The following is a 25177-nucleotide window of genomic DNA, read 5'->3' on the forward strand; positions in this document are numbered from 1 at the left end:
GAAAACTGCCGGGCCTTGACCCCGGCGTGGATGGAGAACGCTGATGCCTGCTGTGCAGGAGACGATCGATCGAGTTCGAAAGATCGATGTCGACCAGTATAAATACGGATTCCAGACCGAAATCGCGATGGACAAGGCCCCCAAGGGCCTGAGCGAAGACATTATCCGCTTCATTTCGGCGAAGAAGGACGAGCCATCCTGGATGCTGGAATGGCGCCTGGAAGCCTATCGCCGCTGGGTGACGCTGGACGAGCCGAAATGGGCGCGCGTCCACTATCCTAAAATCGATTTCCAGGACCTCCACTATTACGCCGCGCCCAAGAGCACGCCGGGGCCGACTTCGCTCAGCGAGGTCGATCCCGAACTGCTGAAGGTCTATGAGAAGCTCGGCATTCCGCTCAGGGAACAGGAAATCCTCGCCGGCGTGCAGAAGACCGATGCGTCGGAGTTCGAGGAAGCCAGCGACAACGTCTACAAGTCGGGCCGCGTCGCCGTCGATGCGGTGTTCGATTCCGTCTCCGTCGTCACCACTTTCAAGAAGGAGCTGGCGCAGGCCGGCGTCATCTTCTGCTCGATCTCGGAAGCCATCCGCGAGCATCCGGAGCTGGTGAAGAAGTATCTCGGCTCGGTCGTGCCGACCTCCGACAATTTCTACGCAACGCTGAATTCGGCCGTGTTCACCGACGGTTCGTTCGTCTTCGTGCCCAAGGGCGTGCGCTGCCCGATGGAATTGTCGACCTATTTCCGCATGAACGAGAAGAATACCGGCCAGTTCGAGCGCACGCTGATCATCGCCGAGGAGGGGGCTTACGTCTCCTATCTCGAAGGCTGCACGGCGCCGCAGCGCGACGAGAACCAGCTTCACGCCGCGGTGGTCGAACTGATCGCGCTCGACGATGCCGAGATCAAATATTCGACGGTGCAGAACTGGTATCCCGGCGACGCCGAAGGCAAGGGCGGCATCTACAATTTCGTCACCAAGCGCGGCGACTGCCGCGGCCATCGCTCGAAGATTTCGTGGACGCAGGTCGAGACCGGTTCGGCGATCACCTGGAAATATCCGAGCTGCATCCTGCGCGGCGACGATTCCTCTGGCGAGTTCTATTCGATCGCCGTCTCGAACGGCTACCAGCAGGTCGACAGCGGCACCAAGATGATCCACCTCGGCAAGAACACGTCGAGCCGCATCATCTCCAAGGGCATCGCCGCCGGCTACTCGCAGAACACCTATCGCGGCCAGGTCTCGGCGCACCGCAAGGCGACCAACGCCCGCAACTTCACCAATTGCGACTCGCTGCTGATCGGCGACCAGTGCGGCGCACACACCGTGCCCTACATGGAAGCCAAGAATTCGACCGCGCAGTTCGAGCACGAGGCGACCACTTCGAAGATTTCAGAGGACCAGAAGTTCTACGTCATGCAGCGCGGCATTCCGGAAGAAGAGGCGATCGCGCTGATCGTCAACGGCTTCGTCAAGGACGTCATCCAGCAGCTGCCGATGGAGTTCGCGGTCGAGGCGCAGAAACTGATCGGGATCAGCCTCGAGGGGAGTGTAGGGTAGTAACGTCGCCATGAACCTTGTTGACAGAGACGTATCCCCACATACCGACGCGCAGGAGTTTGTGCGCGAACAGAATGCTCGTGGGGAAGACCCGATTAAGACGATCAAGGAGATTCGCGGACGGTATGGGCTCGAACTCCAGCCGGCTCGTGATTTGGTCGTGACATCTGACGAAGTTGAAAAATTTCTTAGCAGTCAGCGGGCGTCGGGCGTTTCGCGTTTGGACGCGCGGCGTTCGGTAAAACGTCGGTTCGGCTGCGGCGGGAAGGAAGCGCTCGGCTTTATTGACGGGTCCGGCCTCTGGTCTGAGGAGGGCACGAGTCCATGAAGGCGAGATTGACGTAACACATTCATTCAGCGGCTAACGCCACGATCCAATACGACTGAAAGACTGCAAAAAATGCTTGAGATAAAAAACCTCCATGCCCGTATCGTCGACGACGGCACCGAGATCATTCGCGGCCTGAACCTGACGGTCAGGGCCGGCGAGGTCGCCGCCATCATGGGGCCGAACGGCTCGGGAAAATCGACGCTGTCCTATATCCTTGCCGGGCGCGAGGATTATGAGGTCACCGAGGGCGACATCCTCTACAACGGCCAGTCGATCCTCGAAATGGATCCCGCCGAGCGCGCAACCGCCGGCATCTTCCTCGCCTTCCAGTATCCGATGGAGATACCGGGCGTGGCGACGATGGAATTTTTGAAGGTCGCGATGAACGAGCAGCGCAAGGCGCGCGGCCAGGAGCCGCTGAAAATCCCGGAATTCCTCAAGCGCGTGAAGGAAGCTGCCGCCTCGCTCAACATGGACATGGCGATGCTGAAGCGGCCGCTCAATGTCGGCTTTTCCGGCGGCGAGAAGAAGCGCGCCGAGATCCTGCAGATGAAGCTGCTCGAGCCGAAGCTGTGTGTCCTCGACGAGACCGATTCCGGACTCGATATCGATGCGCTGAAGATCGTCGCGGACGGCGTCAACACGCTGCGCTCGCCGGATAGGGCCATTGTCGTCATAACCCACTACCAGCGCCTGCTCCAATACATCGTGCCGGATACGGTGCACGTGCTCTACAGGGGCCAGGTGATCAAGTCGGGCGACAAGTCGCTGGCGCTCGATCTCGAGGCCAATGGCTATGCCGGCGTGATCGGGCAAGCCGCGTGAGATGCCGGAAGGCGGGACGAAACTGATGAATATGCACACGACACCCCAGCGAACATTGGCCGAAACGGCGCTGATCGACGCCTTTGGCGAGCGGCTGTCGCTGCTGCCTGGCGACGGCGCGGTGATGCTGAAGCGCGACGACGCCATCGAGGCGATCAAGAGCGGCCTGCCGACGCGGCGCATCGAATCCTGGCACTATACGGACCTGCGCCGGCTGCTGACCTCGGTGCCGGACTTCGATCCGGCAGCGGTCGCGAAAGCCATTGCGCCGATCGTCGAAGGCTCCTCGGTTTTGCCGGTGCTGAACGGCGTTTCGAGTACGAAACTGCCCGGTATCGAAGGCGTTGCCGTGCAGCGCCTGTCGGAGAAGCTGACCGACGGCAGCATCGCCCCGGGGCTGGATTCCTATGGCAGCGACGACGCCATCGGCGCGCTCAACACTGCCTTTGTCGCCGACGGCTATTTCGTCGACATCGCCGACGGTGCCCAACTGGAAAAGCCGATCGAATTGCAGAATTTGCAGGCCGGTGGACAGACGCATGTACGCCTGGCCGTCCGTGTCGGCGCCGGCGCCAAGGCTGTCGTCGTCGAGCGCCAGGCAGGCGAGGGGGCGGCGCTGGTCAGTTCGGTCAGCCAGCTTGTGCTTGGCGAGGGCGCCGAAGTGACATGGCTCATCGTGCAGGAGCATCCGGATACGGCGACGCACCTTGCCCAGTTCAAGGCGCATCTCGGCAAGAATTCGAAACTGACGCTGTTCGTCATGAATGCCGGCGGCAAGCTGGTGCGCCAGGAGGTCGTTGTGAAGACGACCGGCGAGGGCGCCGAATTCACCTTGCGCGGCATCAATCTGCTCGCCGGCGATACCCATACCGATGTCACTATGGTGCTCGACCACGCCGTACCGCACACAGCCTCGACCGAAGTCATCCGCAATGTGGTGACCGGCAAGGCGCGCGGCGTCTTCCAGGGCCGCATCAACGTCCACCAATATGCGCAGAAGACCAACGCCAAGATGGCCTGCAACACGCTGCTTCTGTCGGACGACGGCGAGTTCTCGACCAAGCCGGAGCTCGAAATCTTCGCCGACGACGTCGTCTGCGGCCATGGCGCGACCGTCACCGAGATCGACCACAGCCATCTGTTCTACCTAATGGCGCGCGGCGTCGACGAGAAGACCGCGCGCGGCTTGCTGGTCAAGGCCTTCGTCGCCGAAGTGATCGAGGAACTGGACGACGAGGCCATCGTCGAGGCGCTGGAAGCACGGCTCGACGATTGGTTTTTGACGCACGGGTAGAGGTGACTGAGGGGTTGGTGCCAACACCCCTCATCCGTCGCCTTCGGCGCCACCTTCTCCCACAAGGGGAGAAGGAGAGGCGCTCTTCCTTCTCCCCTTGTGGGAGAAGGTGGCCGAGCGAAGCTCGGTCGGATGAGGGGTGCTGGACAGAATGAGGCGGTGCCTCGAGAGAGCTTGTAATGGACCAGAAAGTCGAAAACATCCCCTATGACGTCGAGGCGATCCGCCGCGACTTCCCGATCCTGTCGCGGCAAGTCTACGGCAAACCGCTGGTCTATCTCGACAATGGCGCCTCGGCGCAGAAGCCACAGGCGGTGCTCGACGCTATCCAGCACGCCTATTCCCAGGAATATGCCAACGTCCATCGTGGCCTGCATTTCCTGTCGAATGCCGCGACCGACGCCTATGAGAAGGCTCGCGAGACGGTGCGCCGTTTCCTCAATGCGCCGAGCACCGACAACATCGTCTTCACCTCGAATACCACGGCGGCGATCAACACGGTCGCCTATGGTTTCGGCATGCCGAATATCGGCGAAGGCGACGAGATCGTGCTGTCGATCATGGAGCATCATTCCAACATCGTGCCGTGGCATTTCATCCGCGAGCGGCAGGGCGCGAAGCTGGTCTGGGTACCGGTCGACGATCTCGGCGTTTTTCACATCGAGGAATTCGAAAAGCGGCTGACCGATCGGACAAAACTGGTCGCCATAACCCATATGTCGAACGCGCTGGGCACGGTGACGCCGATGAAGGAGATCGTGCGCATCGCGCACGCGCGCGGCATTCCGGTGCTGGTCGACGGCAGCCAGAGCGCCGTGCATATGCCGATCGACGTGCAGGATCTCGACTGCGATTTCTTCGTCTTCACCGGCCACAAGGTCTATGGCCCGTCGGGCATCGGCGTGCTCTATGGCAAGAAGGATATTCTGGAGCGCATGCGCCCGTTCATGGGCGGCGGCGAGATGATCGAGGAGGTGACGCAAGACATCGTCACCTACAACGATCCGCCGCACCGTTTCGAGGCCGGCACGCCGCCGATCGTGCAGGCAATCGGGCTTGGTGCCGCGCTCGAATACATGGAAAAGATCGGCCGCGAACGCATCGCCGCGCACGAGGCCGATTTGAAGGACTATGCGCATCAAAAACTGCGCGCCATCAACTCGCTGCGCATCTTCGGCGATGCGCCCGGCAAGGGCGCCATCATCTCGTTCGAGCTGCAGGGTATCCATGCCCATGACGTGTCGATGGTCATCGACCGGCAGGGAGTGGCGGTCCGCGCCGGCACGCATTGCGCGCAGCCGCTGTTGAAACGCTTCGGCGTAACATCCACATGCAGGGCGTCGTTCGGCATGTATAATACCAGGGCCGAAGTCGATGCTTTGGCCGATGCGCTGGAAAAAGCGCGAAAATTCTTCGGGTGACGATCATGGATGATGCCAGCCACACCGCCGAGACCAATTCGGAAGCGACGACCAATGCGGCGGTTTCCGGATCGACAATCCCCGCCGACGAATTGGCGCGGCTGACCGACGACATCGTCTCGGCGCTGAAGACGGTCTACGACCCGGAAATCCCGGCCGACATCTACGAGCTAGGCCTGGTCTACAAGATCGACATCGAGGACGACCGCTCGGTCAAGATCGACATGACGCTGACCGCGCCCGGCTGCCCGGTGGCCGGCGAAATGCCGGGTTGGGTCGAAAATGCCGTCGGCGCCGTCGAAGGCGTTTCCGGCGTCGAGGTCAACATGACCTTCGATCCCCCCTGGTCGCCCGACCGCATGTCGGAAGAGGCACAGGTGGCGGTGGGCTGGTAGTAGCATCCGACCAGACAGAGGCTGGCGCACTTGCGCCGGGTACAAAACTTCACCATTTTAGGTGAGGAATCATTCGGCAGGCCTTGAACCTGCAAAGAATAGAGAAGGAAAGACATGGGACGCTTCGCCGTCATCACGATGACCGAAAAGGCTGCCGACCGGGTGCGCGAGATCGTCGCGACCCGTGAGAATGCGCATGGCATTCGCCTTGGCATCAAGAAGGGCGGCTGCGCCGGCATGGAATATACGGTCGATCTGGTGACCGAGCCGAACACCAAGGACGACCATATCGAGCGCGATGGCGCCCATGTCTATGTCGCGCCGGAGGCGGCACTTTTCCTGTTCGGCACCGAGATGGATTTCGAGCAGACGACACTGCGAACCGGCTTCACCTTCCGCAATCCGAACCAGAGCTCGGCCTGCGGCTGCGGCGAATCGGTCGAATTGAAGCCGGCTGATCTGAAGGCACTGGCCGAGGCGCGCGCTTCGGCCTGAGGTTTTCGTTCTCCCCGTCACTATACGGGGAGAAGGTGGCCCGAAGGGCCGGATGAGGGGCCGAGCCGGCGTTCGCAATGTTTGCGCCGCCCCACATCTGCCTGCCGGCATCTTCTCCCCGTATAGCGACGGGGAGAAGAACGCTAATCCACCCACATCCCCGTTCGCTTGTGCCAGTCTGCGATCGACTCCTCCGGGTAGACGTCGAAGACCTTGTCGCCCTTGCCGATATCCGGCTCGACCCAATTCGCCTTGTATTTCAGCATCAGATGCACCTTCTCCGGCGGTTTCGGCAGGTCTGTGTCGACAGCCGAGGCGAACGGATGCACAAGCTCCGGCCAGGTCGGATCGTAGAGCCAGAGTGCCGTCCCGCATTTCGTGCAGAAGTTCCGCTCGCCCGTCGAGGTCTCGCGTTGCGGGTGCTCGTCGTCCTCGATCTCGGCGCGGTAGACGCCGAGATGGCGCTTGCCCTGGATTTTCAGCGTCTCGTAATCGGCGCCGAGATTGATGGCAAAACCGCCACCGCCCTGCTGCTTGCGGCAGATCGAGCAGTAGCACAGCATGAACGGCACCGGCGTGTGGCTTTCCACCTCGAAACATACGGCATTGCACCGGCAGGACCCTTTGAGCAGAAGCGGCATGAAAAACTCCGACGAAATTGATTCTGAACTTGTCAGGATGGTGCCGGTTGCGTCGATGACAAGGGGAAATCCGGGTGACATGATCGCCGCATGGACAACGAGCGCATAGAAGAGCTTTTCGAAGGCCTCGGCCCGGTCAGCATCCGCAAGCTGTTCGGCGGCAAGGGCATCTATTTCGACGGCGTCATCGTCGCCATCGTCATCGGTGGCGAATTGATGCTGAAGGCCGACGCCGAAAGCGCCCCGGATTTCGAAGCGGCCGGCTGCCGGCAATGGACCTATACCGGCTCGCGCCACGGCAAGCTCGTGTCGATGCCCTATTGGAGCGTTCCCGACAGCGCCTTCGACGATCCCGACGAGATGGCGATCTGGGCACGCCGCGCCTACGAGGCAGGACGGCGCGCCGGCAAATAGGCTGCGTCATGCTTCGGCAATTCCGGGCCGCACTTCATACCAGTCCCGCGCTTCGGGCACGAGCGCCAGCGCCTCGGCAAAGCCGGCGCCGGTGAGGGCGGCACCCTCGACGGCAAGCATCGCTGCGGCAACGCCTTCCCGCAGCGCTGCGCGCAGCGTCAGGCCGCGCAGCAGGGCGGCGATCGTCGCGCCTGCCAATGCGTCGCCGGCGCCGGCAGCATCGGTCCGCTTTTGTAGCGGCGGTGGCGAGATCGAGAACGCGCTCAATTCGTCGAAACCGAGCACTGGTTCGTCGCCGGCGGTGATCACGCCGCTTTTCAGCCCGGCGCGTCTCAGGCCGTCGACGATGCCTTGATCGATTTGGACGCCGGCGAGCACGCCGGCCTCGTGCCGGTTCATGAAGGCCATCGCCAGACGGTCGAGCACCGGCGTCAGCCGCGCCGCTTTGTTGGGCGAGACCGCAAGCGCAAACACCGGCTTGCCAGCGGCGAGTGCCGCTAGCCGCTCCAGCGCGGTCGACGGCAGGTTGGCGTCGCACAGCACCGCGTCGGCCGAACCGATCGCTTCCCGCACCTTGGCGCGGCGGATCTGCTTGGGAAGCGCCAGCTCGTAGAGCACCATGTCGGCAAGGCCGGCGATCAGCCCGCCGTCGCTGTCGATCAGCATCGTATGGCTTGGCGTCGCGCGGTCGAGGAACACCGCCGACAGGTCGGCAACGCCGGCCTCGGTGACGGCGCGTAAGACCGTGTCGCCAAGCGCATCGCCGCCGCGCACCGAAAGCAGCGCGGCCGAGGCGCCGCGTCGCACCGCATAGCGCAAGGCGTTGAAGACGGCACCGCCGACATGCTCGCGCATCGTGCCGGGGTTGGAAGCGGCCGCCACGAAGGCGCCGGCAACCCGGCCGCGCCGCTCGATATAGGCGCCGCCCACGGCCAGGATCGTCGGGGATTTGATCATGCCGTCAAAATGCCCTTTAGTTGTTGCCCGGGGGAGACTAGGTCGCCGGGCGGAACCCTGCAATCGCGGGTCCGATTCGGTTGGTGACGGCAACGGCGCCGCATGCGAGGCGAGACACATCGGAAGCAATAATTGCGAAACAAAAATAGAACAAATAGGGATATGCGTTATTTTTCAAGCCCTTGGTGCTCATTGACAAATGAGAACAAATGAGGTACATTCTTTTAAGGATTGCGGGATTGTCCGGCCTCCATTGACGACCACGGGGTGATGTATCATGGCTCAGAATTCTTTGCGGCTTGTAGAGGACAAAGCGGTGGACAAATCAAAGGCTCTGGATGCGGCGCTGTCGCAAATTGAGCGTGCCTTCGGCAAGGGCTCGATCATGCGGCTCGGCGCGAACGAGCAGGTCGTCGAGATCGAGACGGTGCCGACCGGCTCGCTTGGGCTGGACATCGCGCTTGGCGTCGGCGGCCTGCCGCGCGGCCGCATCGTCGAGATCTACGGGCCGGAAAGCTCGGGCAAGACGACGCTGGCGCTGCACACGGTGGCCGAAGCCCAGAAGAAGGGCGGCATCTGCGCCTTCGTCGATGCCGAGCACGCGCTCGACCCGGTCTATGCCCGCAAGCTCGGCGTCGATCTCGAAAACCTTTTGATCTCGCAGCCCGATACCGGCGAGCAGGCGCTGGAGATCTGCGACACGCTGGTGCGCTCCGGCGCCATCGACGTGCTGGTGGTCGATTCGGTGGCGGCGTTGACGCCGCGGGCGGAAATCGAAGGCGAGATGGGCGATTCGCTGCCCGGCCTGCAGGCCCGCCTGATGAGCCAGGCACTGCGCAAGCTCACCGCCTCGATCTCGCGCTCCAACACCATGGTCATCTTCATCAACCAGATCCGCATGAAGATCGGCGTCATGTTCGGTTCGCCCGAGACGACGACCGGCGGCAATGCGTTGAAATTCTATGCCTCGGTCCGCCTCGACATCCGCCGCATCGGCTCGGTCAAGGATCGCGACGAGGTCGTCGGCAACCAGACCCGCGTCAAGGTCGTCAAGAACAAGCTGGCGCCGCCCTTCAAGGTGGTCGAGTTCGACATCATGTATGGCGAGGGCGTCTCCAAGACCGGCGAGCTGGTCGATCTCGGCGTCAAGGCGGGCGTGGTCGAAAAGTCGGGCGCCTGGTTCTCCTACAATTCGCAGCGTCTTGGCCAGGGCCGCGAAAACGCAAAACTGTTCCTGCGCGACAATCCCGACACGGCGCGCGAGATCGAGCTGGCGCTACGGCAGAATGCCGGGCTGATCGCTGAGAAATTCCTTGAGAACGGCGGCTCAGAAAGCAGCGACGACGGTTTCGAGGACGACGCTGGGGTGATGTAGGGCAAGCGACGCCTCGCTGAGCCTCAGCCAGGTTTCGATTTGATGTTTTGATTTTGAGTTTGCGTAATCGATGCGTTTCGAACCGCCGGCCCAGGCCGGCGGTTCGCGTTTGACGGCGAGGCAGACGCATTTCAAGGCGCTGGTGAAAGCCGGGATTTGAGCCCATTTGGTGTTTCTGGACAGGCTGCGGTGCGACCGCTAAAAGGCCATGTCTATTTTCCGCCGGCAGCCGGCGGTTCTCTCGAAAAGGCAGTATTCATGAGCGGCGTCAACGAGATCCGGTCGGCATTTCTCGACTATTTTCGCAAGGAAGGTCACGAGGTCGTCGCGTCAAGCCCGCTGGTGCCGCGCAACGACCCGACGCTGATGTTCACCAATGCCGGCATGGTGCAGTTCAAGAACGTTTTCACCGGTCTGGAGAAGCGGCCCTATTCGCGCGCCACGACTGCCCAGAAGAGTGTTCGCGCCGGCGGCAAGCACAACGACCTCGACAATGTCGGCTACACCGCGCGCCACCTGACCTTCTTCGAGATGCTCGGCAATTTCTCCTTCGGCGACTATTTCAAGGAGCGGGCCATAGAGCTTGCCTGGAACCTGATCACCAGGGAGTTCGGGCTGAAGAAGGACAAGCTGCTGGTCACCGTCTACCACACCGACGACGAGGCGGCTTCGTACTGGAAGAAGATCGCCGGCCTTTCGGACGATCGCATCATCCGCATCGCGACTTCGGACAATTTCTGGGCGATGGGCGACACCGGGCCTTGCGGGCCGTGTTCGGAGATATTCATCGACCGTGGCGAGCATATCTGGGGCGGCCCTCCCGGCAGCCCCGAGGAGGACGGCGACCGTTTCCTCGAGTTCTGGAACCTGGTGTTCATGCAGTATGAACAGGTGACGAAAGACGAGCGCATCGACCTGCCGCGTCCGTCGATCGACACGGGCATGGGCCTCGAGCGCATGGCCTCCATCCTGCAAGGCGTTGAAAGCGTCTTCGAAACCGACCTGTTCCGTCACCTGATCGACGCCGCATCGTCGGCGCTCGGCCGCGGTCCGGATGCGGACGCCGTCGCATCGTTGCGCGTCATCGCCGATCACCTGCGTTCGTCCTGCTTCCTGGTCGCCGACGGCGTGCTGCCGTCCAACGAAGGCCGCGGCTACGTGCTTCGTCGCATCATGCGCCGCGCCATGCGCCACGCGCAGTTGCTCGGCGCCCGCGATCCGCTGATGTGGCGCCTGGTGCCGGCGCTGGTCCGCGAGATGGGCCAAGCCTACCCGGAACTGGTGCGCGGCGAACAGATGATCACCGAAACGCTGAAGCTGGAAGAGACGCGCTTCCGCAAGACGCTGGTGCGAGGCTTGGGCTTGCTTTCGGAGGCGACGGAAAAGCTGGCCTCCGGCGACATGCTGGATGGCGAGACAGCGTTCAAGCTCTACGACACCTATGGCTTTCCGCTCGATCTGACGCAGGACGCGCTGCGCCAGCGCAACATCTCGGTCAACCTTGCCGGCTTCACCGAGGCGATGGAGCGGCAGAAGGCGGAGGCGCGCAAAAGCTGGGCCGGCTCCGGCGACGTGGCGACCGAGACGGTTTGGTTTCCGGTGCGCGAGAACGCCGGCGCCACCGAGTTCCTCGGCTATGAGACCGAGCAGGCGGAAGGCCTCATCCAGGCGCTGGTCAGGGACGGCAAGACCGTCGACAGCGCCGGCAAAGGTGACGCCGTTGCCGTGGTTGTCAACCAGACGCCGTTCTATGGCGAGTCCGGTGGCCAGATGGGCGACACCGGCGTCATTTCGGGCGACGGGTTCTCGATCGAGATATCCGATACCCAGAAGAAGGCCGATGGGCTTTTCGTCCATCTCGGCAAGGTGGCTAACGGCACGGTCAAGACAGGCGCGACCGTCGAGCTGAAGGTGGACCACGCGCGCCGCTCCAGGCTGCGCGCTAACCATTCCGCCACGCATCTGATCCATGAGGCGCTGCGCGAGGTGCTGGGTACCCATGTGGCGCAGAAGGGCTCGCTGGTTGCGCCCGAGCGTCTGCGCTTCGACATCTCCCACAACAAGCCGATCTCGCCTGACGAGCTCGAAGAGGTAGAGCGCATGGCAAACGAGATCGTCGTTCAGAACGGCCCTGTAACCACGCGGCTGATGTCTGTCGACGACGCCATTGCCGAAGGCGCCATGGCGCTGTTTGGCGAGAAATATGGCGATGAAGTGCGCGTCGTTTCGATGGGCACGGGCTTGCATGGCGCCAAGGCCAACCGGCCTTATTCGGTCGAGCTATGCGGCGGCACGCATGTCAGGGCGACCGGCGATATCGGCCTGGTGCGTATCCTGTCCGACAGCGCGGTCGCTGCCGGCGTGCGCCGCATCGAGGCGTTGACCGGCGAGGCGGCCAGAAAGCATCTCGACGAACAGGACAAGCGGCTGAAGGCGGCCGCCGCAGCGCTGAGGATTTCGGCGGCCGATGTGCCGGCCCGCGTCGAGGCGCTGCTCGACGAACGCAAGAAGCTCGAAAAGGAGCTGACAGAGGCGCGCAAGAAGCTGGCGCTGGGCGATCGCTCGCCAGCCGGTGTGCCGGCGGAAAACGAAACCATTGCCGGTGTCGGTTTTCTCGGCAAGGCGGTATCGGGCGTCTCGCCAAAGGATCTTAAGCCGTTGGCCGATGCCGGCAAGAAGTCGCTCGGCTCCGGCATCGTCGTCTTTGTCGGCGCCGGCGAGGACAACAAGGCAAGCGTCGTCGTCGCCGTCACCGATGATCTGACCGGCCGCTTCAGCGCCATCGATCTGGTGCGCGTCGCGTCCGCGGCATTGGGCGGGCAGGGCGGCGGCGGGCGACCCGATATGGCTCAGGCCGGCGGCCCGGACGCCTCGAAGGCCGAAGACGCGATCGCTGCGGTGAAGGCGGCTCTCGAAGCGGCGTGAACCTGCACCCGGGGCGGCACGGCCGAAATGGCGCGTCGCCCAGTGGATATCTCTGAGGGCCGATATGCCGACGCTGACGATGTATCAGGTCGATGCCTTTGCCGAACGGGCCTTCCAGGGTAACCCTGCCGCCGTTCTCCTTTTAGAGGAATGGCTGTCGGAGCAGGTAATGCAGGCCATCGCCAACGAAAACAATCTTGCTGAAACCGCGTTTGTGCGGCCGAATGGCAAAGGTTGGGATTTGCGCTGGTTCACGCCGGTCCACGAAGTCGACTTCTGCGGCCACGCCACTCTTGCGGCCGCCCATGTGCTGGCCACGGAATACAATGGTCAGGGCGAAATGGCCTTCGCCACCCGGGTCGGCGAGCTGCGGGTTTCCCGGTGGGAAGGGGGCTATCAGCTCGATCTGCCTTGTTTTCCGCCGCAGCCCGTCGAGGAAGAGCTGAACTCGGCGCTGCAAGCGATATTGCCTCAGCGGCCGGTTGCGAGCTTCCGCAATTTCGAGAACCTGATTGTCGAGCTTGCCGACGAGACAACCGTGCGATCTTTCGTTCCCGATCTGCTCAGGATCGGACGTTTTCATCCTCTCGGCCTGGTTATTACCGCGCCTGGGCGAGCCCACGATTTCGTCTCCCGTTACTTCGTGCCTGGGGCGGGCATTCCCGAGGATCCGGTAACCGGCTCCATTCATGCGACGCTGGTGCCTTATTGGTCTGAAAAACTCGGCAAGATGCATCTGTCGGCATTCCAATGCTCGCAGCGCGGCGGGCATTTGCTATGCGAACTGGCCGGAGATCGCGTGCTGATCACAGGCCGTGCGAAGACCTTCATGAAGGCGGAGATCTACCTTCCCGATTGAGCGGCTTGCCTCCGGTTCCTCGCCCCCACGAAGTGGGGGAGAGGTGGCCGCGAATCGGCCGGAGTGGGGGCCAGCGCAATCAAAAGGCGCTTTTGGAATGCGCCGATTTCCCCTCTCCGTCTCGGCTTCGCCGAGCCACCTCTCCCCGCAAGCGGGGCGAGGAACCCAGGTCGTGCGAAGTTGCCGCGCCTCGCCGCGGTTTCACCCTGCCTTTTCGGTTTTCGCAAAACTCGCGCGTTGAGTGATGCGCGCATACCAATCCCGAATCTCGGCAAACTCGGCCAGCAGGGCTTGTCCCTCGGCGACCTTGACGAAATAGCCGATGATCGGCGCGGCGTGCAGGTCGGCCAGCGTCAGGTCCGTCCCCAACAGCCAAGGCCCTTCGGCTTTCAGCGAAGAGAGGGCCTGCAATGTCGTTCTTGCCTGCCGCAACCCGTTGGCGATCACGGCTTCGTCGGGCGACGTTTTTTCCAGCCGCTCGACAGCGACATCCCAGACCATGGCCCTGTAGGCGTAGGCGTCGAGCAGGCCGGTGATCTGGTTCAGGCGTGCTCGAGGCCGGGCTTCGACCGGTTGCAGCGCCGGGCCGCCAAAGGCTTCGTCGACATAGCGGGCAATCGCGCCGGTCTCGTAGAGGCGAAAGCCGTCATGCTCGAAGGCCGGGATGCGGCCGAACGGCTGGTGCTCGAAATACCAGCCGGGAATGCCGTCCGCGGCAAAGATGTCGACGGGCACGAGCTCGTAGCCGACGCCCTTTTCCTCCAGCACCAGCCGCACGATGCGCACGTAGACGCTGTAGTCCGCGCCGTAGACGACGGGCTTGCCCATGCTGGTTGGGCTCAGGCCATCGCTTTCTGCAAATTCTCGTCGATCTTGTCGAGGAAGCCGGTGGTCGAAAGCCATGGCTGGTCGGGGCCGATCAGCAGCGACAGGTCCTTGGTCATGAAGCCGGACTCGACCGTCTGGATGCAGACCCTTTCCAGCGTCTCGGCAAAGCGCCTCAGTTCGGCATTGTCGTCGAGCTTGGCGCGGTGCGCGAGGCCGCGCGTCCAGGCAAAGATCGAGGCGATCGAATTGGTCGAGGTCTCCTCGCCCTTCTGGTGCTGGCGATAGTGGCGGGTGACGGTGCCGTGCGCGGCTTCCGCCTCGACGGTCTTGCCGTCCGGCGTCATCAGCACCGAGGTCATCAGGCCGAGCGAGCCGAAGCCTTGCGCCACCGTGTCGGACTGCACGTCGCCGTCATAATTCTTGCAGGCCCAGACATAGCCACCCGACCATTTCAGGCTCGAGGCCACCATGTCGTCGATCAGCCGGTGCTCGTACCAGAGCTTCTTAGCTTTGAATTCTGTTTCGAACTCCGCCTCGTAGACCTCCTGGAAGATGTCCTTGAAGCGGCCGTCATAGGCTTTGAGGATGGTGTTCTTGGTCGAGAGGTAGACGGGGTAATTACGCAGCAGGCCGTAGTTCAGGGAGGCGCGGGCGAATTCGCGGATCGATTCGTCGAGATTGTACATGGCCATGGCGACGCCGGCGCCGGGTGCGTCGAAGACGTCGTGCTCGATCACCTGGCCGTCCTCGCCGACGAATTTGATTGTCAGCTTGCCCTTGCCGGGGAAGCGGAAGTCGGTGGCGCGGTACTGGTCGCCGAAGGCGTGGCGGCCGACGATGATCGGCTTGGTCCAGCCGGGCACCAGCCGCGGCACGTTCTTCATGATGATCGGCTCGCGAAAGATGGTGCCGCCGAGGATGTTGCGGATGGTGCCGTTCGGCGACTTCCACATCTTTTTCAGCTTGAATTCCTCGACGCGCTGCTCGTCGGGCGTGATCGTCGCGCATTTCACGCCGACGCCGTATTTCTTGATGGCATTGGCCGAATCGATGGTCACCTGGTCGTTGGTGGCGTCGCGGTGCTCGATGCCGAGGTCGTAATATTCGAGCTTGAGGTCGAGATAAGGGTGGATCAGCTTGTCCTTGATGAACTGCCAGATGATGCGGGTCATCTCGTCGCCGTCGAGTTCGACGACCGGGTTCGCCACCTTGATCTTCGCCATGGAAAGAATGCCTCACTTTTGGGGAACGGAACGGCCTTGCCCGCACGGCTGCCGGCCCTAGGATGCGGCCCGTATATCAAAGGCTTTTTGGCCGCGCAAACGGCGAACCGCGCCGTAGTGTCGGCATTCCTTGCGAAAGCTTCATTTTCGCCGCCAAATGTGGCAGGGGACTGCGAAATGCCGCAAACAGCAGTTCACTGACAACCATGGCCGCTACCCAGGATCCCGCCACCCCTCTTGCCTCCGGAACTCCAGCGTCCGGACCGGCGATCATCCTGGTCGAGCCGCAGCTCGGCGAGAATATCGGCATGGTTGCGCGCGCCATGGCCAATTTCGGCCTTACCGAGCTGCGGCTCGTCAATCCGCGCGACGGCTGGCCGAGCGAGAAGGCGCGAGCCGCCGCAAGCCGCGCCGACCACGTCATCGATGCCGTCACGGTGTTTGATGACCTCGCCTCGGCGGTTGCCGATCTGAACTTCGTCTTCGCCACCACGGCGCGCGCGCGCGACAATTTCAAGCCGGTGCGCGGTCCGGTCGAGGCGGGCAGGGCGCTGCGGGCGCGGCAGCGGGCCGGCCAGCGCACCGGCATCCTGTTCGGCCGCGAGCGCTTCGGCCTCTATAATGACGAGGTCGGCCTCGCCGACGAGATCGTCACCTTCCCCGTCGATCCAGCCTTCTCCTCGCTCAACATCGCCCAGGCGGCCCTGCTGATGTCCTATGAATGGATGAAGTCCGGCCTGGAAGACGAGACCAGGACCAACTTCTCCGGCCCCGAAATGCCACCGGCTGCCAAGGAAGAATTGCACGGCCTGTTTGCGTATCTGGAAGGTGCACTGGAGGCGCGCGGCTATTTCCGCCCGGCAGCGAAGAAACCGAAGATGGTCGACAATTTGCGCGCTGTGCTGACCCGCCCCGGCTTTGCCGAGCCGGAGCTCAAGGTGCTGCGCGGCATAATATCATCGCTGGACAGGTTCTCGCCGGCCATGCCGCGCGGCGACGGATCGCCCGGCGACGATCCAAGGCGGCTCCCGGCGGCCGCGGCACGCGCTGCGAGGGCGAAAGACAAAGAATAGCCTCGGAACTGCCCATACCTCACCAGTAACCGAATGTTATTTGGTGTGATCCATTGTCTGGAAAACGATGGATCCTTTCGATGTTCAATTCAAATATCGGGCGTCTTCGCTTTTTCTTCTATTCCGCGGCCTTGCTGGTTGCGGAAATCGTGACATTCGTGCTGTGCGTCGTGGGGACCGTCGGCTTCGAGGGTTTGGCCAATTCGAGGCCCGGACCTTCCAGGGAAGGGCTGGCCGCGGCTGTTCTCGTTACCTCGCTGGTGATCGTCCTGTTCCGCGCGAATTTCGCCTGGCGTCGAAGCCGCGACGCGCAAGGGTCGGGTTGGATCCTTTGGTCGTATATCGTGTTCTCGACGCTGTTCGCGATCCTGCAGGCCGGCACTGTTCTTGTCGTAAAATTCGACGGCGAAGATTCGCATTCCGGCCTTGACCTGCTGGGATTAGCTCTTGTCGGGCTGTGGGCCGTCATCTTGGCGGGCAAGCCGGCGGGCGGTGGCTCTGCGTATATGGCGTCATCCCTGAGTTTCGACGATTTCGACCCGCCCGGGCCGCTGCGCGGCACCGCCGCGCTCCATTCAGCGTCAGCCGCCGGCGCGACGGCCCTGGCTCCAGCCTACGCCGCGCGGGCCGCGCCGGTGCCGTCGAACCACCCTGCATCTCAACCTGCATCTCCGGCGAACGGCCGGCCGCGGCCCGGCGGCTTCGGCAAGCGCGGCCTTGTGTGACCGGCTCGCCGCATCAAGGCCATGATGGTTCCACATAGAAGCGGCCGGGATAAAGCATCATTAGCCGAAGCAGAAAGCATGGGCCGGGCCTTCCCTCGTGATCTCGTTTGTGATTCCCAGCCCTTAGTGACTCAATGACAATGACCGATCCATCGAGCGCCCGTCCGATCCTGATGTTCGATTCCGGCATTGGCGGCCTGACCGTGCTGCGTGAGGCGCGCGTGCTGATGCCTGATCGCCGCTTCATCTATGTCGCCGACGACGCGGCGTTCCCCTTCGGCGGCTGGGAGGAGCCGGCGCTGAGAACACATATCCTGGAGTTGTTCGCCAAGCTGCTCGACCGGTTTTCGCCGGCCATCTCGGTCATCGCCTGCAACACTGCCTCGACGCTGGTCATCGATGCCTTGCGCGAGAGGTTTCCCGGCCACCCTTTCGTCGGCACCGTGCCGGCCATCAAGCCGGCGGCGGAACGCACGCGCTCAGGCCTGGTTTCGGTGCTGGCTACGCCCGGCACCGTCAAGCGCCAGTACACGCGCGACCTGATCAGCAAATGGGCGCAGAAATGCCACGTCCGCCTGGTCGGCAGCGACAGGCTGGCTGGATTGGCCGAAGCCTATATGCGCGATGGTTTTGTCGACGAGGACGCCGTGCGCGCCGAGATCGCGCCGTGCTTCGTCGAGCATGACGGGCTGCGCACCGATATCGTCGTGCTTGCCTGCACCCATTATCCGTTTTTGGCCAACCGCATGCGCAAGACAGCACCGTGGCCGGTCGACTGGCTCGACCCGGCCGAGGCGATCGCACGCCGGGCGCTGTCGCTGCTTGCCGATACCGAAGCCGGTTATCGCAGAGAGGCACTGCCGGAAGGCGCCGACCTTGCATTCTTCACCTCGAACAGCGCCGATTTTCCGACGCGCCGGCTGATGCAGGGATTTGGCCTGGCGGTATCCTGACCCCAGGCACTTGGTGCTCCGGGAACATCAGCCCAGGCCGATGCGTTCTCTTCTCAGTGAGGAACAGGAGAAACGATCATGCCAGCCACCTCGAAAGCCCAGCAGAAAGCCGCCGGCGCGGCACTGTCCGCCAAGCGCGGCGAGACCAAGAAGGGCGCGCTCAAAGGCGCGTCGAAGGGAATGTATAAATCCATGAGCGAAAAACAGCTCGAGGAATTCGCCGAGACCAAGCGCAAGGGCCTGCCGGAAAAGAAGTCGAAACACTGATCTCGCAGCTTGGACCTCCTTTGCGGTAAACGCCGGTCAAAATCAGAGCCCGCGGCTCTGGCCGCGGGCTCTGATTTGATTAGGGGATCGTTCCACCGGCGCAAGCGCGCTTACCAGATCCAGTGGCAGCGCCGGACCTTGTAGCGGATCACCTTGCGATGACCATGCCGCCACACCACCTTCTTCTTGACCACCATGCGGCAGACCTGGTGATGCCCGTACCAATGCCGGGCCTGCGCCGGCTCCGGCGCGACCGCCATCGTGCCGGCCATCACCGCGGCACCTACCAACGTAAGGAAGAACTTCTTCATGCGAATTCCAGCTCCTCTGACTTCAGTCCCTTCCTGATACCGCTGGCGCAACCTCCCGCCACATCCGGCATGCTCTACAACCGTAACACTATCCGGTTCGGCGATTCGCGCCAGCCGGAAGCTTGACAGCGGTTAAATCTCCGTTTAACCAGCCCACCAACACCGGGCCGCAATGCCCGGTGGTTTTCTTTATGTGTGCAAGACGTTTGGGAAGCCGGTTTACTTTCCCTATGTCTTGTTTGAAATGACGTGTCCCGTGGGTTTTCCGTCGCGTTGCGTGGAAAACCCTGTCAGGTCTCGAAAACGGAGGCCAGAGGAGGGCGCGTTTCCTTCGCCCGGACCATGAGGTTCCGGGTGTGTTGTTTTGAAAGGGAATGCGATGAGCAAGCGCGAATCCGCGAAGTACAAGATCGACCGCCGTCTTGGCGAAAACATCTGGGGCCGCCCGAAGTCCCCGGTCAACAAGCGTGAATACGGCCCCGGCCAGCATGGCCAGCGCCGCAAGGGCAAGCTTTCCGATTTCGGCCTGCAGCTGCGCGCCAAGCAGAAGCTGAAGGGCCACTATGGCGACGTGTCGGAAAAGCAGTTCCGCAAGGTCTATGAAGAGGCGGACCGCCGCAAGGGCGACACCTCGGAGAACCTGATCGGCCTGCTCGAATCGCGCCTCGACGCGGTCGTCTACCGCGCCAAGTTCGTGCCGACCATCTTTGCGGCGCGCCAGTTCGTCAATCACGGCCACGTCAACGTCAACGGCAAGCGCGTCAACATCGGCTCGTACCGCTGCAAGCCGGGCGATGTCATCGAAGTGCGCGAGAAGTCGAAGCAGCTGGTCATCGTGCTGGAATCGGTGGGCCTGGCCGAGCGCGACGTGCCCGATTATATCGAGGCCGATCACAACAAGATGACCGCGGCCTTCACGCGCATCCCCGGCCTGGCGGACGTTCCGTTTGCCGTGCAGATGGAACCGAACCTGGTCGTCGAGTTCTATTCGCGCTGATCGGCGCGTTCGTCGCGATACAATCGAAGGCCGCCCGTCGAGGCGGCCTTTCTTTTTTCGTTCCTTTTCCGCGGCGTGATTCCGAAATCGATTTCGGTTTTCGGTCCGATGCGCTACTGCGGGCGGCAACAGGATCTTGGGGCGGACGCGCCATGAATATGCTGCCAGACGCCGAAACACTCGAACCGGTCGCCGACACCGAAGGCGGCTTTCATCCGCTGTTTGCCGATGTGCCGTCCTCCGTCGAGTTCAACAAGCTGCGCAAGCGGCTGTTGCGGCTTGCCCGCCAGGCGATCGACGATTTCGCCATGGTGAGACCCGGCGACCGTTGGCTGGTCGCACTGTCGGGCGGCAAGGATTCCTACGGCCTGCTTGCCGTTCTGCTCGATCTCAAATGGCGCGGGCTGCTGCCGGTCGAGCTGTTGGCCTGCAATCTCGACCAGGGCCAGCCGAACTTTCCCAAGCACATATTGCCCGACTATCTCGACAGCTATGCCATTCCGCATCGCATCGAATATCAGGACACCTATTCGGTGGTCACCGACAAGCTGGCCGAGGGCAGCACCTATTGCTCGCTGTGCTCGCGGCTGCGGCGCGGCCATCTCTATCGCATTGCCCGCGAGGAGGGGTGCTCGGCGCTGGTGCTCGGTCATCACCGCGAGGACATACTGGAAACCTTCTTCATGAACCTGTTCCATGGCGGACGCCTCGCCGCCATGCCGCCGAAGCTGCTCAACGACGAAGGCGATGTCATGGTGCTGCGGCCGCTCGCCTATTGTGCGGAAGCGGATCTCGAGAAATTCGCCGGCGCCATGAAATTCCCGATCATTCCGTGCGATCTGTGCGGTAGCCAGGAAGGCCTGCAGCGCAACGCCATGAAGGCGATGCTCGACGACATCGAGAAGCGCATGCCCGGCCGCAAGGACACGATGATCCGCGCCATGACCAATGTGCGGCGTTCGCATCTGCTCGACAGGAAGCTGTTCGATTTCGCCGCCCTCAACGAAACCCTCACCACCAGGCGTCCCGATGACATTTGACGATAGCGCGATCGACTGGCTTGCAGACCTTCTGTCGGAAGCCGCTGTCGCCGAGATCATGCCGCGCTTTCGCCGGTTGAGCGAGGGCGACGTCCGTCGCAAGACCTCGGCCGCCGATCTCGTCACCGAGGCCGACGTCAATGCCGAACGGCTCATCACCGCCAGGCTGCGCCAGCGTTATCCCCACGCAATGATCGTCGGCGAGGAGGCCTGCTCCGACGACCCGACGCTGCTCGACGGTCTCGGCGATGCCGAACTCGCCTTCGTCATCGACCCGGTCGACGGCACCTTCAACTTCGCCTCCGGCGTGCCGCTGTTCGGCGTCATGCTTGGCGTCGTGATCAAGGGCGAGACGGTCGCCGGCATCATTCACGATCCCGTCGGCAAGGATTGGCTGATCGGCGTTAGTGGCGCCGGCAGCCATATCCGCCATGCCCATGGCAATCTGGAAAAGGTCCATGTCGCCAAACCGGCGCCGATGTCGGAAATGACCGGTGCGGTCTCATGGCACTATGTGCCCGAGCCGGACCGCTCACGTTTGGCGCGCAACCAGACCAAGTCGCTATCGCAGTTCAATTATCGCTGCGCCGCCCACGAATACCGCCTGCTGGCCAGTGGCCACGGCCATTTCGTCGTCTACAACAAGCTGATGCCCTGGGATCACCTGCCTGGCGTGCTGATCCATGCGGAGGCGGGCGGCCATGCCGCGCGCTTCGACGGCAGCGCCTATCTGCCGTCGCATGTCGGAGGTGGCCTGCTGGTCGCGCCGGACCGGGAGAGCTGGCGGGAGCTGCGCCGCGAGCTCTGGGCGGAATAACTCTTCGCTGCCAAAGTTGTCCAATCCTGTGCGAAACCGGAGACCTCGAATGAAACCTCGGTCCGCAATTGTTGCAACGGCCTTTGCCCTTGCCTTGGTTGCCGGTGTCAATGAAGCAAGCGCTGGGGAACGCGCATGTCGCAGTCCCGACTCCGTCGACACCATAGACGAGATGTTCTCCGCGATCTTCGCCTGTTGGAAGCCGCCGCCCGGAACCGCGGGCATGACCCTGACGCTGCAGTTCTCAATTCGCCGAAACGGCACGCTTATCGGCAAGCCGCGCGCCACTTACTCCCATCTAGGGGACGATGGTCCGCTCAATCGGGCCTTCGTGGCTTCCGTCCTCGAGGCGCTCGACAAGGCTCTTCCACTGCCCGTTTCGGACAGTATGGGTGGAGCAATCGCAGGACGTACGCTGTTCCCCCGCTTCACCGCGGTCAGTGAGGGTGCATCCTAGGCGCACGCGCAATGTGCATTAAACCGGCGGGTTATGCGGCTGGAACAGTCTGCCGCGCTCGGCCAGCAGGATCATCAGCAGCGCCGCCACCGACACGCTGCAGAACCCGGCGGCCAGCGGCGTCACCGTGCCATTGAAGGCTTGGCCGATCAGCGTACCGAGAATGCCGCCAAGAAATGTCTGCATGAACCCAAGGATCGACGACGCAGTGCCGGCCAGGTGCCCCAGCGGCTCCATGGCGAGCGCGTTGAAGTTCGCGCCGAGCGCGCCGAACGGGACCATGGCGCAGGCAAAGAAGGTAATGAAGAGCCAGAGCGGCATCTTTATTTCGATGGAAACGACCAGCCAGGCAAGGCTGATGGCCAGAAACAGCAGCAGCGCGCTTTGCGACAGACGGCGCATGCCGATGCGGCCGACGAGGCGCGAGTTGAGGTAGTTCGAAAAAGCAAGTACGCCGGCAACCCCCGCGAAGATGACGGGGAACATCTCGCCGACATTGAACACGCTGACATAGATTTGCTGGGCCGAGGCGATGAAGCCGAACATGGCGCCGAAGATGAAGGTGCTGGCAAAGGCGTAGCAGAGCGCGATGCGGTTGGTGAGAACGATGCGGAAGCCGCCGATGATGGAGGACAGCGTCAGCGGCCGGCGATATTCGGGGTGTAGTGTCTCGGGCAGGCGCAGCAGCGACCAGGCGGACACGATCAGCGCGCCGGCTGCCATGGTGACGAAGATCACATGCCAGGTCGCAAACAGCATGATGAACTGGCCGATACCGGGCGCCACCACCGGAATGGCCATGAACACCATGAAGATCAAGGACATGACTTCGGCCATGCGCCTTCCGTCGAACGTATCGCGCACGATCGAGACGGCAATGACGCGCGTCGCCGCCGCGCCGATGCCTTGCACCGCCCGGCATAGCAGAAGCGTGGCGAATGACGGGGCGATTGCCGCAGCGCCGGCCGCCAGGACGTAGATCACCAGCCCTGCGACAAGCGGCGCGCGGCGCCCGAAGCGATCCGAGATCGGCCCGAAGAACAGCTGTCCGCCGCCAAAGCCAAGGATATAGGCGGTGACCACATATTGCCGGTGGTTTTCATTTTCGATGCCAAGCGAAGCGCCGATCTGCTGCAGCGCCGGCAAAATAATGTCGATGGCCAGCGAATTGAGCGCCATCAGCGCCGCGCACAGCGCAATGAATTCCCAGCGCGGAATGGGCAAGGTGCTTGCCTTTTGCTGCGCTTGTGCTTGCTGATCCAAGGCCAGTCCGATCCTCAAACGAAAATGCGCCGGCTGGCCGACGCATCCATTCGTTGATTGCCCGATAGCGGGCAGAACTTTTTGCCAAGGTGGGGGCTGCCCCGGCGCTTAGCGCATGACCCCCGAAAATCGCAGGCGGAAGGTCATACGCAGAAACAGAAGTCAGGCGGCGCCTTTGACGCTGACGCCCTTTTCGACGAGGAAGGTCTGCAATTCGCCCGCTTGGAACATCTCGCGGATGATGTCGCAGCCGCCGACGAACTCGCCCTTGACGTAGAGCTGCGGGATGGTCGGCCAGTTGGAATAGTCCTTGATGCCTTGCCGCAGTTCGGCCGACGTCAGCACGTCGACGCCCTTATAGTCGGCGCCGATATAGTCGAGGATCTGCACGACCTGGCCGGAAAATCCGCATTGCGGGAAGCCGGGCGTGCCCTTCATGAAGAGAACGACGTCGTTGCCCTTCACTTCATTGTCGATGTAGTCGTTGATGCCGCTCATGGAATACCCTTTCATGCCTGTGGGAGTCAGGCTCGAACATTACCCTTCAAATAAACCCATGGGTTGCGCGAAACAAGATGTTTGCCGCCTTGCCATGCAAATGGCGCAAAGGAACGTCTGATCTTGGGCCAAGAGCGTTGGCCACCATCTTTCCCGAGGCGCGATGAAAAGACGATATCTCGCCGGGTTCCTCCTCGCCGTTCTGTTCGCCGCACTGTCCTTGATCTGGTGGGCCCGGTCGCCGAGACAGCCATCTCTCGTCGTCGGCGGTGAATTGCCGGCGCCGTGCCACGACGCGGGCTTCGAGGCGGTCGCCTATGTCGTCTGCGAAATCGATCTGCGCCACTATGACATCGGTGTGTTCCACGCAGGCCTTGACGGCAAGGCTTTCGGTTCACTGGACAAATTCGACAAGGCGATGGCCGATCAGGGCCGGCCGGTGCTGCTCGCTATGAACGCCGGCATGTATCACCAAGACCTGACTCCGGTCGGCCTTCTCGTCGAAGACGGCCGGGAGAAGGCGACGATCAACGTCGCCGACAGCGAAGGCAATTTCTTCCTGAAACCGAACGGCGTCTTCCTGGTTCGGAAGGACGGCAAGGCGGCGGTCATGGAGACAAGCGCCTATGCTGCGACCAGACTGGACGTGATGTTTGCCACGCAATCCGGCCCGATGCTGGTGATCGACGGCCGGCTTCATCCCCGCCTCGAGCAAAACGGCACATCGCGCTATATCCGCAACGGCGTCGGCGTGCGTGACGAAAACACCGTCGTGCTGGCGATCTCGCGCTCTGAGGTCAGCCTCGGCCGCTTCGCGCGACTGTTTCGAGACGCGCTCGATTGTCCCAACGCGCTTTTCTTCGACGGGGTCGTTTCGGCGCTGTCGAACGGCGAGCGGATGATTGTTGGTGGAAGCTATCCGGTCGGGCCGATCATCGCCGTGACCGGTAAGAAGCTTGCGAGCCGGTAACTGCAAGAGAGCTCAGTCCGGCACGCTGGTCTGCAGGGCAAGCGCGTGCAACACGCCGCCCATATTGCCCTTCAGCGCGTCATAGACCATCTGGTGCTGCTGGACCCGGCTTTTCCCGCGAAAGCTTTCGGCCACAACCTCAGCCGCATAATGGTCGCCGTCGCCGGCCAGGTCGCGAATCGTCACCTTGGCGTCGGGAATGCCTTCCTTGATCAGCCGTTCGATGTCGTGGGCGTCCATTGCCATATGAGGATTCCTTGTT

28 protein-coding genes are annotated in these 25177 nt (G+C 62.5%); 20 read left to right on the forward strand and 8 right to left on the reverse strand.

From position 1 onward, the window contains the following. Positions 1 to 43: 43 nt before the first annotated feature. The 7 genes from sufB (at position 44) to sufA (ending at position 6322) form a co-directional block, all read left to right on the forward strand. Positions 44 to 1561, forward strand: coding sequence for a Fe-S cluster assembly protein SufB (gene sufB, locus NKH41_RS13275; protein ID WP_352932881.1), 1518 nt, complete (start codon positions 44 to 46; stop codon positions 1559 to 1561). Positions 1562 to 1571: 10 nt separating this feature from the next. Then, positions 1572 to 1889 (forward strand): hypothetical protein, encoded by a 318-nt coding sequence (locus NKH41_RS13280; protein ID WP_352681965.1) that lies wholly within the window; start codon positions 1572 to 1574, stop codon positions 1887 to 1889. A gap of 72 nt (positions 1890 to 1961) precedes the next feature. Continuing rightward, positions 1962 to 2717, forward strand: coding sequence for a Fe-S cluster assembly ATPase SufC (sufC, locus tag NKH41_RS13285; protein ID WP_352681963.1), 756 nt, complete (start codon positions 1962 to 1964; stop codon positions 2715 to 2717). 25 nt (positions 2718 to 2742) lie between these two features. Further along, positions 2743 to 4011, forward strand: coding sequence for a Fe-S cluster assembly protein SufD (gene sufD, locus NKH41_RS13290; protein ID WP_352926423.1), 1269 nt, complete (start codon positions 2743 to 2745; stop codon positions 4009 to 4011). 179 nt (positions 4012 to 4190) lie between these two features. Further along, a complete protein-coding gene (locus NKH41_RS13295) occupies positions 4191 to 5432 on the forward strand; it encodes a cysteine desulfurase (protein WP_352926426.1) in 1242 nt (413 codons plus the stop codon). 5 nt (positions 5433 to 5437) lie between these two features. Further along, positions 5438 to 5827: an SUF system Fe-S cluster assembly protein gene (locus tag NKH41_RS13300; RefSeq protein ID WP_352932884.1), complete on the forward strand. Its 390-nt coding sequence runs from the start codon at positions 5438 to 5440 to the stop codon at positions 5825 to 5827. 114 nt (positions 5828 to 5941) lie between these two features. Continuing rightward, on the forward strand, positions 5942 to 6322 hold the full coding sequence (gene sufA, locus NKH41_RS13305; protein WP_006206001.1) for a Fe-S cluster assembly scaffold SufA: 381 nt from the start codon (positions 5942 to 5944) through the stop codon (positions 6320 to 6322). 143 nt (positions 6323 to 6465) lie between these two features. On the opposite strand, the gene NKH41_RS13310 is transcribed toward sufA, so the two are convergent. After that, a complete protein-coding gene (locus NKH41_RS13310; protein ID WP_352932887.1) occupies positions 6466 to 6963 on the reverse strand; it encodes a GFA family protein in 498 nt (165 codons plus the stop codon). A gap of 90 nt (positions 6964 to 7053) precedes the next feature. On the opposite strand from NKH41_RS13310, the gene NKH41_RS13315 reads away from it, so the two are divergent. Then, positions 7054 to 7377, forward strand: a complete 324-nt coding sequence (locus NKH41_RS13315; RefSeq protein ID WP_023674693.1) for a TfoX/Sxy family protein — start codon at positions 7054 to 7056, stop codon at positions 7375 to 7377. 6 nt (positions 7378 to 7383) lie between these two features. On the opposite strand, the gene NKH41_RS13320 is transcribed toward NKH41_RS13315, so the two are convergent. After that, the gene (locus NKH41_RS13320; protein WP_352932890.1) at positions 7384 to 8334 is read right to left on the reverse strand and encodes a PfkB family carbohydrate kinase; all 951 of its coding nucleotides are present in this window, start codon (positions 8332 to 8334) and stop codon (positions 7384 to 7386) included. A 277-nt stretch (positions 8335 to 8611) separates the two neighbouring features. On the opposite strand from NKH41_RS13320, the gene recA reads away from it, so the two are divergent. The 3 genes from recA to NKH41_RS13335 all read left to right on the forward strand — a co-directional run bounded on the left by recA (position 8612) and on the right by NKH41_RS13335 (position 13493). Further along, positions 8612 to 9709, forward strand: coding sequence for a recombinase RecA (gene recA / locus NKH41_RS13325; protein ID WP_023674696.1), 1098 nt, complete (start codon positions 8612 to 8614; stop codon positions 9707 to 9709). A gap of 258 nt (positions 9710 to 9967) precedes the next feature. Next, positions 9968 to 12634 (forward strand): alanine--tRNA ligase, encoded by a 2667-nt coding sequence (gene alaS, locus NKH41_RS13330; protein WP_352932932.1) that lies wholly within the window; start codon positions 9968 to 9970, stop codon positions 12632 to 12634. A gap of 64 nt (positions 12635 to 12698) precedes the next feature. After that, positions 12699 to 13493 carry a PhzF family phenazine biosynthesis protein gene (locus NKH41_RS13335; protein ID WP_352932893.1) on the forward strand — a complete coding sequence of 265 codons (795 nt, stop codon included), beginning with the start codon at positions 12699 to 12701 and terminating at the stop codon, positions 13491 to 13493. A gap of 201 nt (positions 13494 to 13694) precedes the next feature. Here the strand turns inward: NKH41_RS13335 and NKH41_RS13340 are convergent, their stop codons facing one another. Further along, positions 13695 to 14321 (reverse strand): glutathione S-transferase family protein, encoded by a 627-nt coding sequence (locus NKH41_RS13340; protein WP_352932896.1) that lies wholly within the window; start codon positions 14319 to 14321, stop codon positions 13695 to 13697. A gap of 11 nt (positions 14322 to 14332) precedes the next feature. Next, on the reverse strand, positions 14333 to 15544 hold the full coding sequence (locus NKH41_RS13345) for an NADP-dependent isocitrate dehydrogenase (RefSeq protein ID WP_352449387.1): 1212 nt from the start codon (positions 15542 to 15544) through the stop codon (positions 14333 to 14335). A gap of 206 nt (positions 15545 to 15750) precedes the next feature. Here NKH41_RS13345 and NKH41_RS13350 point away from each other — a divergent pair, with 206 nt between their 5' ends. The 4 genes from NKH41_RS13350 (at position 15751) to NKH41_RS13365 (ending at position 18562) form a co-directional block, all read left to right on the forward strand. After that, positions 15751 to 16617, forward strand: a complete 867-nt coding sequence (locus NKH41_RS13350) for an RNA methyltransferase (RefSeq protein WP_352932899.1) — start codon at positions 15751 to 15753, stop codon at positions 16615 to 16617. Positions 16618 to 16697: 80 nt separating this feature from the next. After that, positions 16698 to 17342, forward strand: coding sequence for a DUF805 domain-containing protein (locus NKH41_RS13355; protein ID WP_352932902.1), 645 nt, complete (start codon positions 16698 to 16700; stop codon positions 17340 to 17342). A gap of 140 nt (positions 17343 to 17482) precedes the next feature. After that, positions 17483 to 18295 (forward strand): glutamate racemase, encoded by an 813-nt coding sequence (gene murI, locus NKH41_RS13360; RefSeq protein ID WP_352932905.1) that lies wholly within the window; start codon positions 17483 to 17485, stop codon positions 18293 to 18295. Between the two features lie 78 nt (positions 18296 to 18373). Further along, the gene (locus tag NKH41_RS13365) at positions 18374 to 18562 is read left to right on the forward strand and encodes a DUF3008 family protein (RefSeq protein WP_023674705.1); all 189 of its coding nucleotides are present in this window, start codon (positions 18374 to 18376) and stop codon (positions 18560 to 18562) included. A gap of 110 nt (positions 18563 to 18672) precedes the next feature. Here the strand turns inward: NKH41_RS13365 and NKH41_RS13370 are convergent, their stop codons facing one another. Next, positions 18673 to 18873: a hypothetical protein gene (locus NKH41_RS13370; RefSeq protein ID WP_352932908.1), complete on the reverse strand. Its 201-nt coding sequence runs from the start codon at positions 18871 to 18873 to the stop codon at positions 18673 to 18675. Between the two features lie 379 nt (positions 18874 to 19252). Here NKH41_RS13370 and rpsD point away from each other — a divergent pair, with 379 nt between their 5' ends. From rpsD to NKH41_RS13390, 4 genes are all read left to right on the forward strand, one after another. Further along, positions 19253 to 19870, forward strand: coding sequence for a 30S ribosomal protein S4 (gene rpsD / locus NKH41_RS13375; protein WP_023717376.1), 618 nt, complete (start codon positions 19253 to 19255; stop codon positions 19868 to 19870). Positions 19871 to 20022: 152 nt separating this feature from the next. Continuing rightward, on the forward strand, positions 20023 to 20910 hold the full coding sequence (ttcA, locus tag NKH41_RS13380) for a tRNA 2-thiocytidine(32) synthetase TtcA (protein WP_352819658.1): 888 nt from the start codon (positions 20023 to 20025) through the stop codon (positions 20908 to 20910). Next, complete coding sequence (locus NKH41_RS13385; RefSeq protein WP_352772761.1) at positions 20900 to 21727, forward strand: inositol monophosphatase family protein; 828 nt, start codon at positions 20900 to 20902, stop codon at positions 21725 to 21727. Before ttcA ends, NKH41_RS13385 begins: the two co-directional genes overlap by 11 nt. 49 nt (positions 21728 to 21776) lie before the next feature. Next, a complete protein-coding gene (locus tag NKH41_RS13390) occupies positions 21777 to 22184 on the forward strand; it encodes a UCP034077 family protein (protein WP_352501584.1) in 408 nt (135 codons plus the stop codon). 18 nt (positions 22185 to 22202) lie between these two features. On the opposite strand, the gene NKH41_RS13395 is transcribed toward NKH41_RS13390, so the two are convergent. After that, on the reverse strand, positions 22203 to 23402 hold the full coding sequence (locus NKH41_RS13395) for a multidrug effflux MFS transporter (RefSeq protein WP_502893744.1): 1200 nt from the start codon (positions 23400 to 23402) through the stop codon (positions 22203 to 22205). Between the two features lie 207 nt (positions 23403 to 23609). Then, the gene (gene grxD / locus NKH41_RS13400) at positions 23610 to 23945 is read right to left on the reverse strand and encodes a Grx4 family monothiol glutaredoxin (RefSeq protein ID WP_023674712.1); all 336 of its coding nucleotides are present in this window, start codon (positions 23943 to 23945) and stop codon (positions 23610 to 23612) included. Between the two features lie 163 nt (positions 23946 to 24108). Between grxD and NKH41_RS13405 the strand changes: the two genes are divergently transcribed. Then, positions 24109 to 24915, forward strand: coding sequence for a phosphodiester glycosidase family protein (locus NKH41_RS13405; protein WP_352932911.1), 807 nt, complete (start codon positions 24109 to 24111; stop codon positions 24913 to 24915). 12 nt (positions 24916 to 24927) lie between these two features. Here the strand turns inward: NKH41_RS13405 and NKH41_RS13410 are convergent, their stop codons facing one another. Beyond that, positions 24928 to 25161 carry a BolA/IbaG family iron-sulfur metabolism protein gene (locus tag NKH41_RS13410; protein ID WP_023674714.1) on the reverse strand — a complete coding sequence of 78 codons (234 nt, stop codon included), beginning with the start codon at positions 25159 to 25161 and terminating at the stop codon, positions 24928 to 24930. Between the last annotated feature and the right edge of the window lie 16 nt (positions 25162 to 25177).

This window comes from Mesorhizobium sp. M1169 (assembly GCF_040318345.1).
Classification (GTDB): Bacteria; Pseudomonadota; Alphaproteobacteria; order Rhizobiales; family Rhizobiaceae; genus Mesorhizobium.

Bases quoted from the DNA above. Each gene is read 5' to 3' on its own strand.
- sufB (WP_352932881.1), top strand. From the start codon at position 44: ATGCCTGCTGTGCAGGAGACGATCGATCGAGTTCGAAAGATCGATGTC.
- NKH41_RS13280 (WP_352681965.1), top strand. From the start codon at position 1,572: ATGAACCTTGTTGACAGAGACGTATCCCCACATACCGACGCGCAGGAG.
- sufC (WP_352681963.1), top strand. From the start codon at position 1,962: ATGCTTGAGATAAAAAACCTCCATGCCCGTATCGTCGACGACGGCACC.
- sufD (WP_352926423.1), top strand. From the start codon at position 2,743: ATGAATATGCACACGACACCCCAGCGAACATTGGCCGAAACGGCGCTG.
- NKH41_RS13295 (WP_352926426.1), top strand. From the start codon at position 4,191: ATGGACCAGAAAGTCGAAAACATCCCCTATGACGTCGAGGCGATCCGC.
- NKH41_RS13300 (WP_352932884.1), top strand. From the start codon at position 5,438: ATGGATGATGCCAGCCACACCGCCGAGACCAATTCGGAAGCGACGACC.
- sufA (WP_006206001.1), top strand. From the start codon at position 5,942: ATGGGACGCTTCGCCGTCATCACGATGACCGAAAAGGCTGCCGACCGG.
- NKH41_RS13310 (WP_352932887.1), bottom strand. From the start codon at position 6,963: ATGCCGCTTCTGCTCAAAGGGTCCTGCCGGTGCAATGCCGTATGTTTC.
- NKH41_RS13315 (WP_023674693.1), top strand. From the start codon at position 7,054: ATGGACAACGAGCGCATAGAAGAGCTTTTCGAAGGCCTCGGCCCGGTC.
- NKH41_RS13320 (WP_352932890.1), bottom strand. From the start codon at position 8,334: ATGATCAAATCCCCGACGATCCTGGCCGTGGGCGGCGCCTATATCGAG.
- recA (WP_023674696.1), top strand. From the start codon at position 8,612: ATGGCTCAGAATTCTTTGCGGCTTGTAGAGGACAAAGCGGTGGACAAA.
- alaS (WP_352932932.1), top strand. From the start codon at position 9,968: ATGAGCGGCGTCAACGAGATCCGGTCGGCATTTCTCGACTATTTTCGC.
- NKH41_RS13335 (WP_352932893.1), top strand. From the start codon at position 12,699: ATGCCGACGCTGACGATGTATCAGGTCGATGCCTTTGCCGAACGGGCC.
- NKH41_RS13340 (WP_352932896.1), bottom strand. From the start codon at position 14,321: ATGGGCAAGCCCGTCGTCTACGGCGCGGACTACAGCGTCTACGTGCGC.
- NKH41_RS13345 (WP_352449387.1), bottom strand. From the start codon at position 15,544: ATGGCGAAGATCAAGGTGGCGAACCCGGTCGTCGAACTCGACGGCGAC.
- NKH41_RS13350 (WP_352932899.1), top strand. From the start codon at position 15,751: ATGGCCGCTACCCAGGATCCCGCCACCCCTCTTGCCTCCGGAACTCCA.
- NKH41_RS13355 (WP_352932902.1), top strand. From the start codon at position 16,698: ATGTTCAATTCAAATATCGGGCGTCTTCGCTTTTTCTTCTATTCCGCG.
- murI (WP_352932905.1), top strand. From the start codon at position 17,483: ATGACCGATCCATCGAGCGCCCGTCCGATCCTGATGTTCGATTCCGGC.
- NKH41_RS13365 (WP_023674705.1), top strand. From the start codon at position 18,374: ATGCCAGCCACCTCGAAAGCCCAGCAGAAAGCCGCCGGCGCGGCACTG.
- NKH41_RS13370 (WP_352932908.1), bottom strand. From the start codon at position 18,873: ATGAAGAAGTTCTTCCTTACGTTGGTAGGTGCCGCGGTGATGGCCGGC.
- rpsD (WP_023717376.1), top strand. From the start codon at position 19,253: ATGAGCAAGCGCGAATCCGCGAAGTACAAGATCGACCGCCGTCTTGGC.
- ttcA (WP_352819658.1), top strand. From the start codon at position 20,023: ATGAATATGCTGCCAGACGCCGAAACACTCGAACCGGTCGCCGACACC.
- NKH41_RS13385 (WP_352772761.1), top strand. From the start codon at position 20,900: ATGACATTTGACGATAGCGCGATCGACTGGCTTGCAGACCTTCTGTCG.
- NKH41_RS13390 (WP_352501584.1), top strand. From the start codon at position 21,777: ATGAAACCTCGGTCCGCAATTGTTGCAACGGCCTTTGCCCTTGCCTTG.
- grxD (WP_023674712.1), bottom strand. From the start codon at position 23,945: ATGAGCGGCATCAACGACTACATCGACAATGAAGTGAAGGGCAACGAC.
- NKH41_RS13405 (WP_352932911.1), top strand. From the start codon at position 24,109: ATGAAAAGACGATATCTCGCCGGGTTCCTCCTCGCCGTTCTGTTCGCC.
- NKH41_RS13410 (WP_023674714.1), bottom strand. From the start codon at position 25,161: ATGGCAATGGACGCCCACGACATCGAACGGCTGATCAAGGAAGGCATT.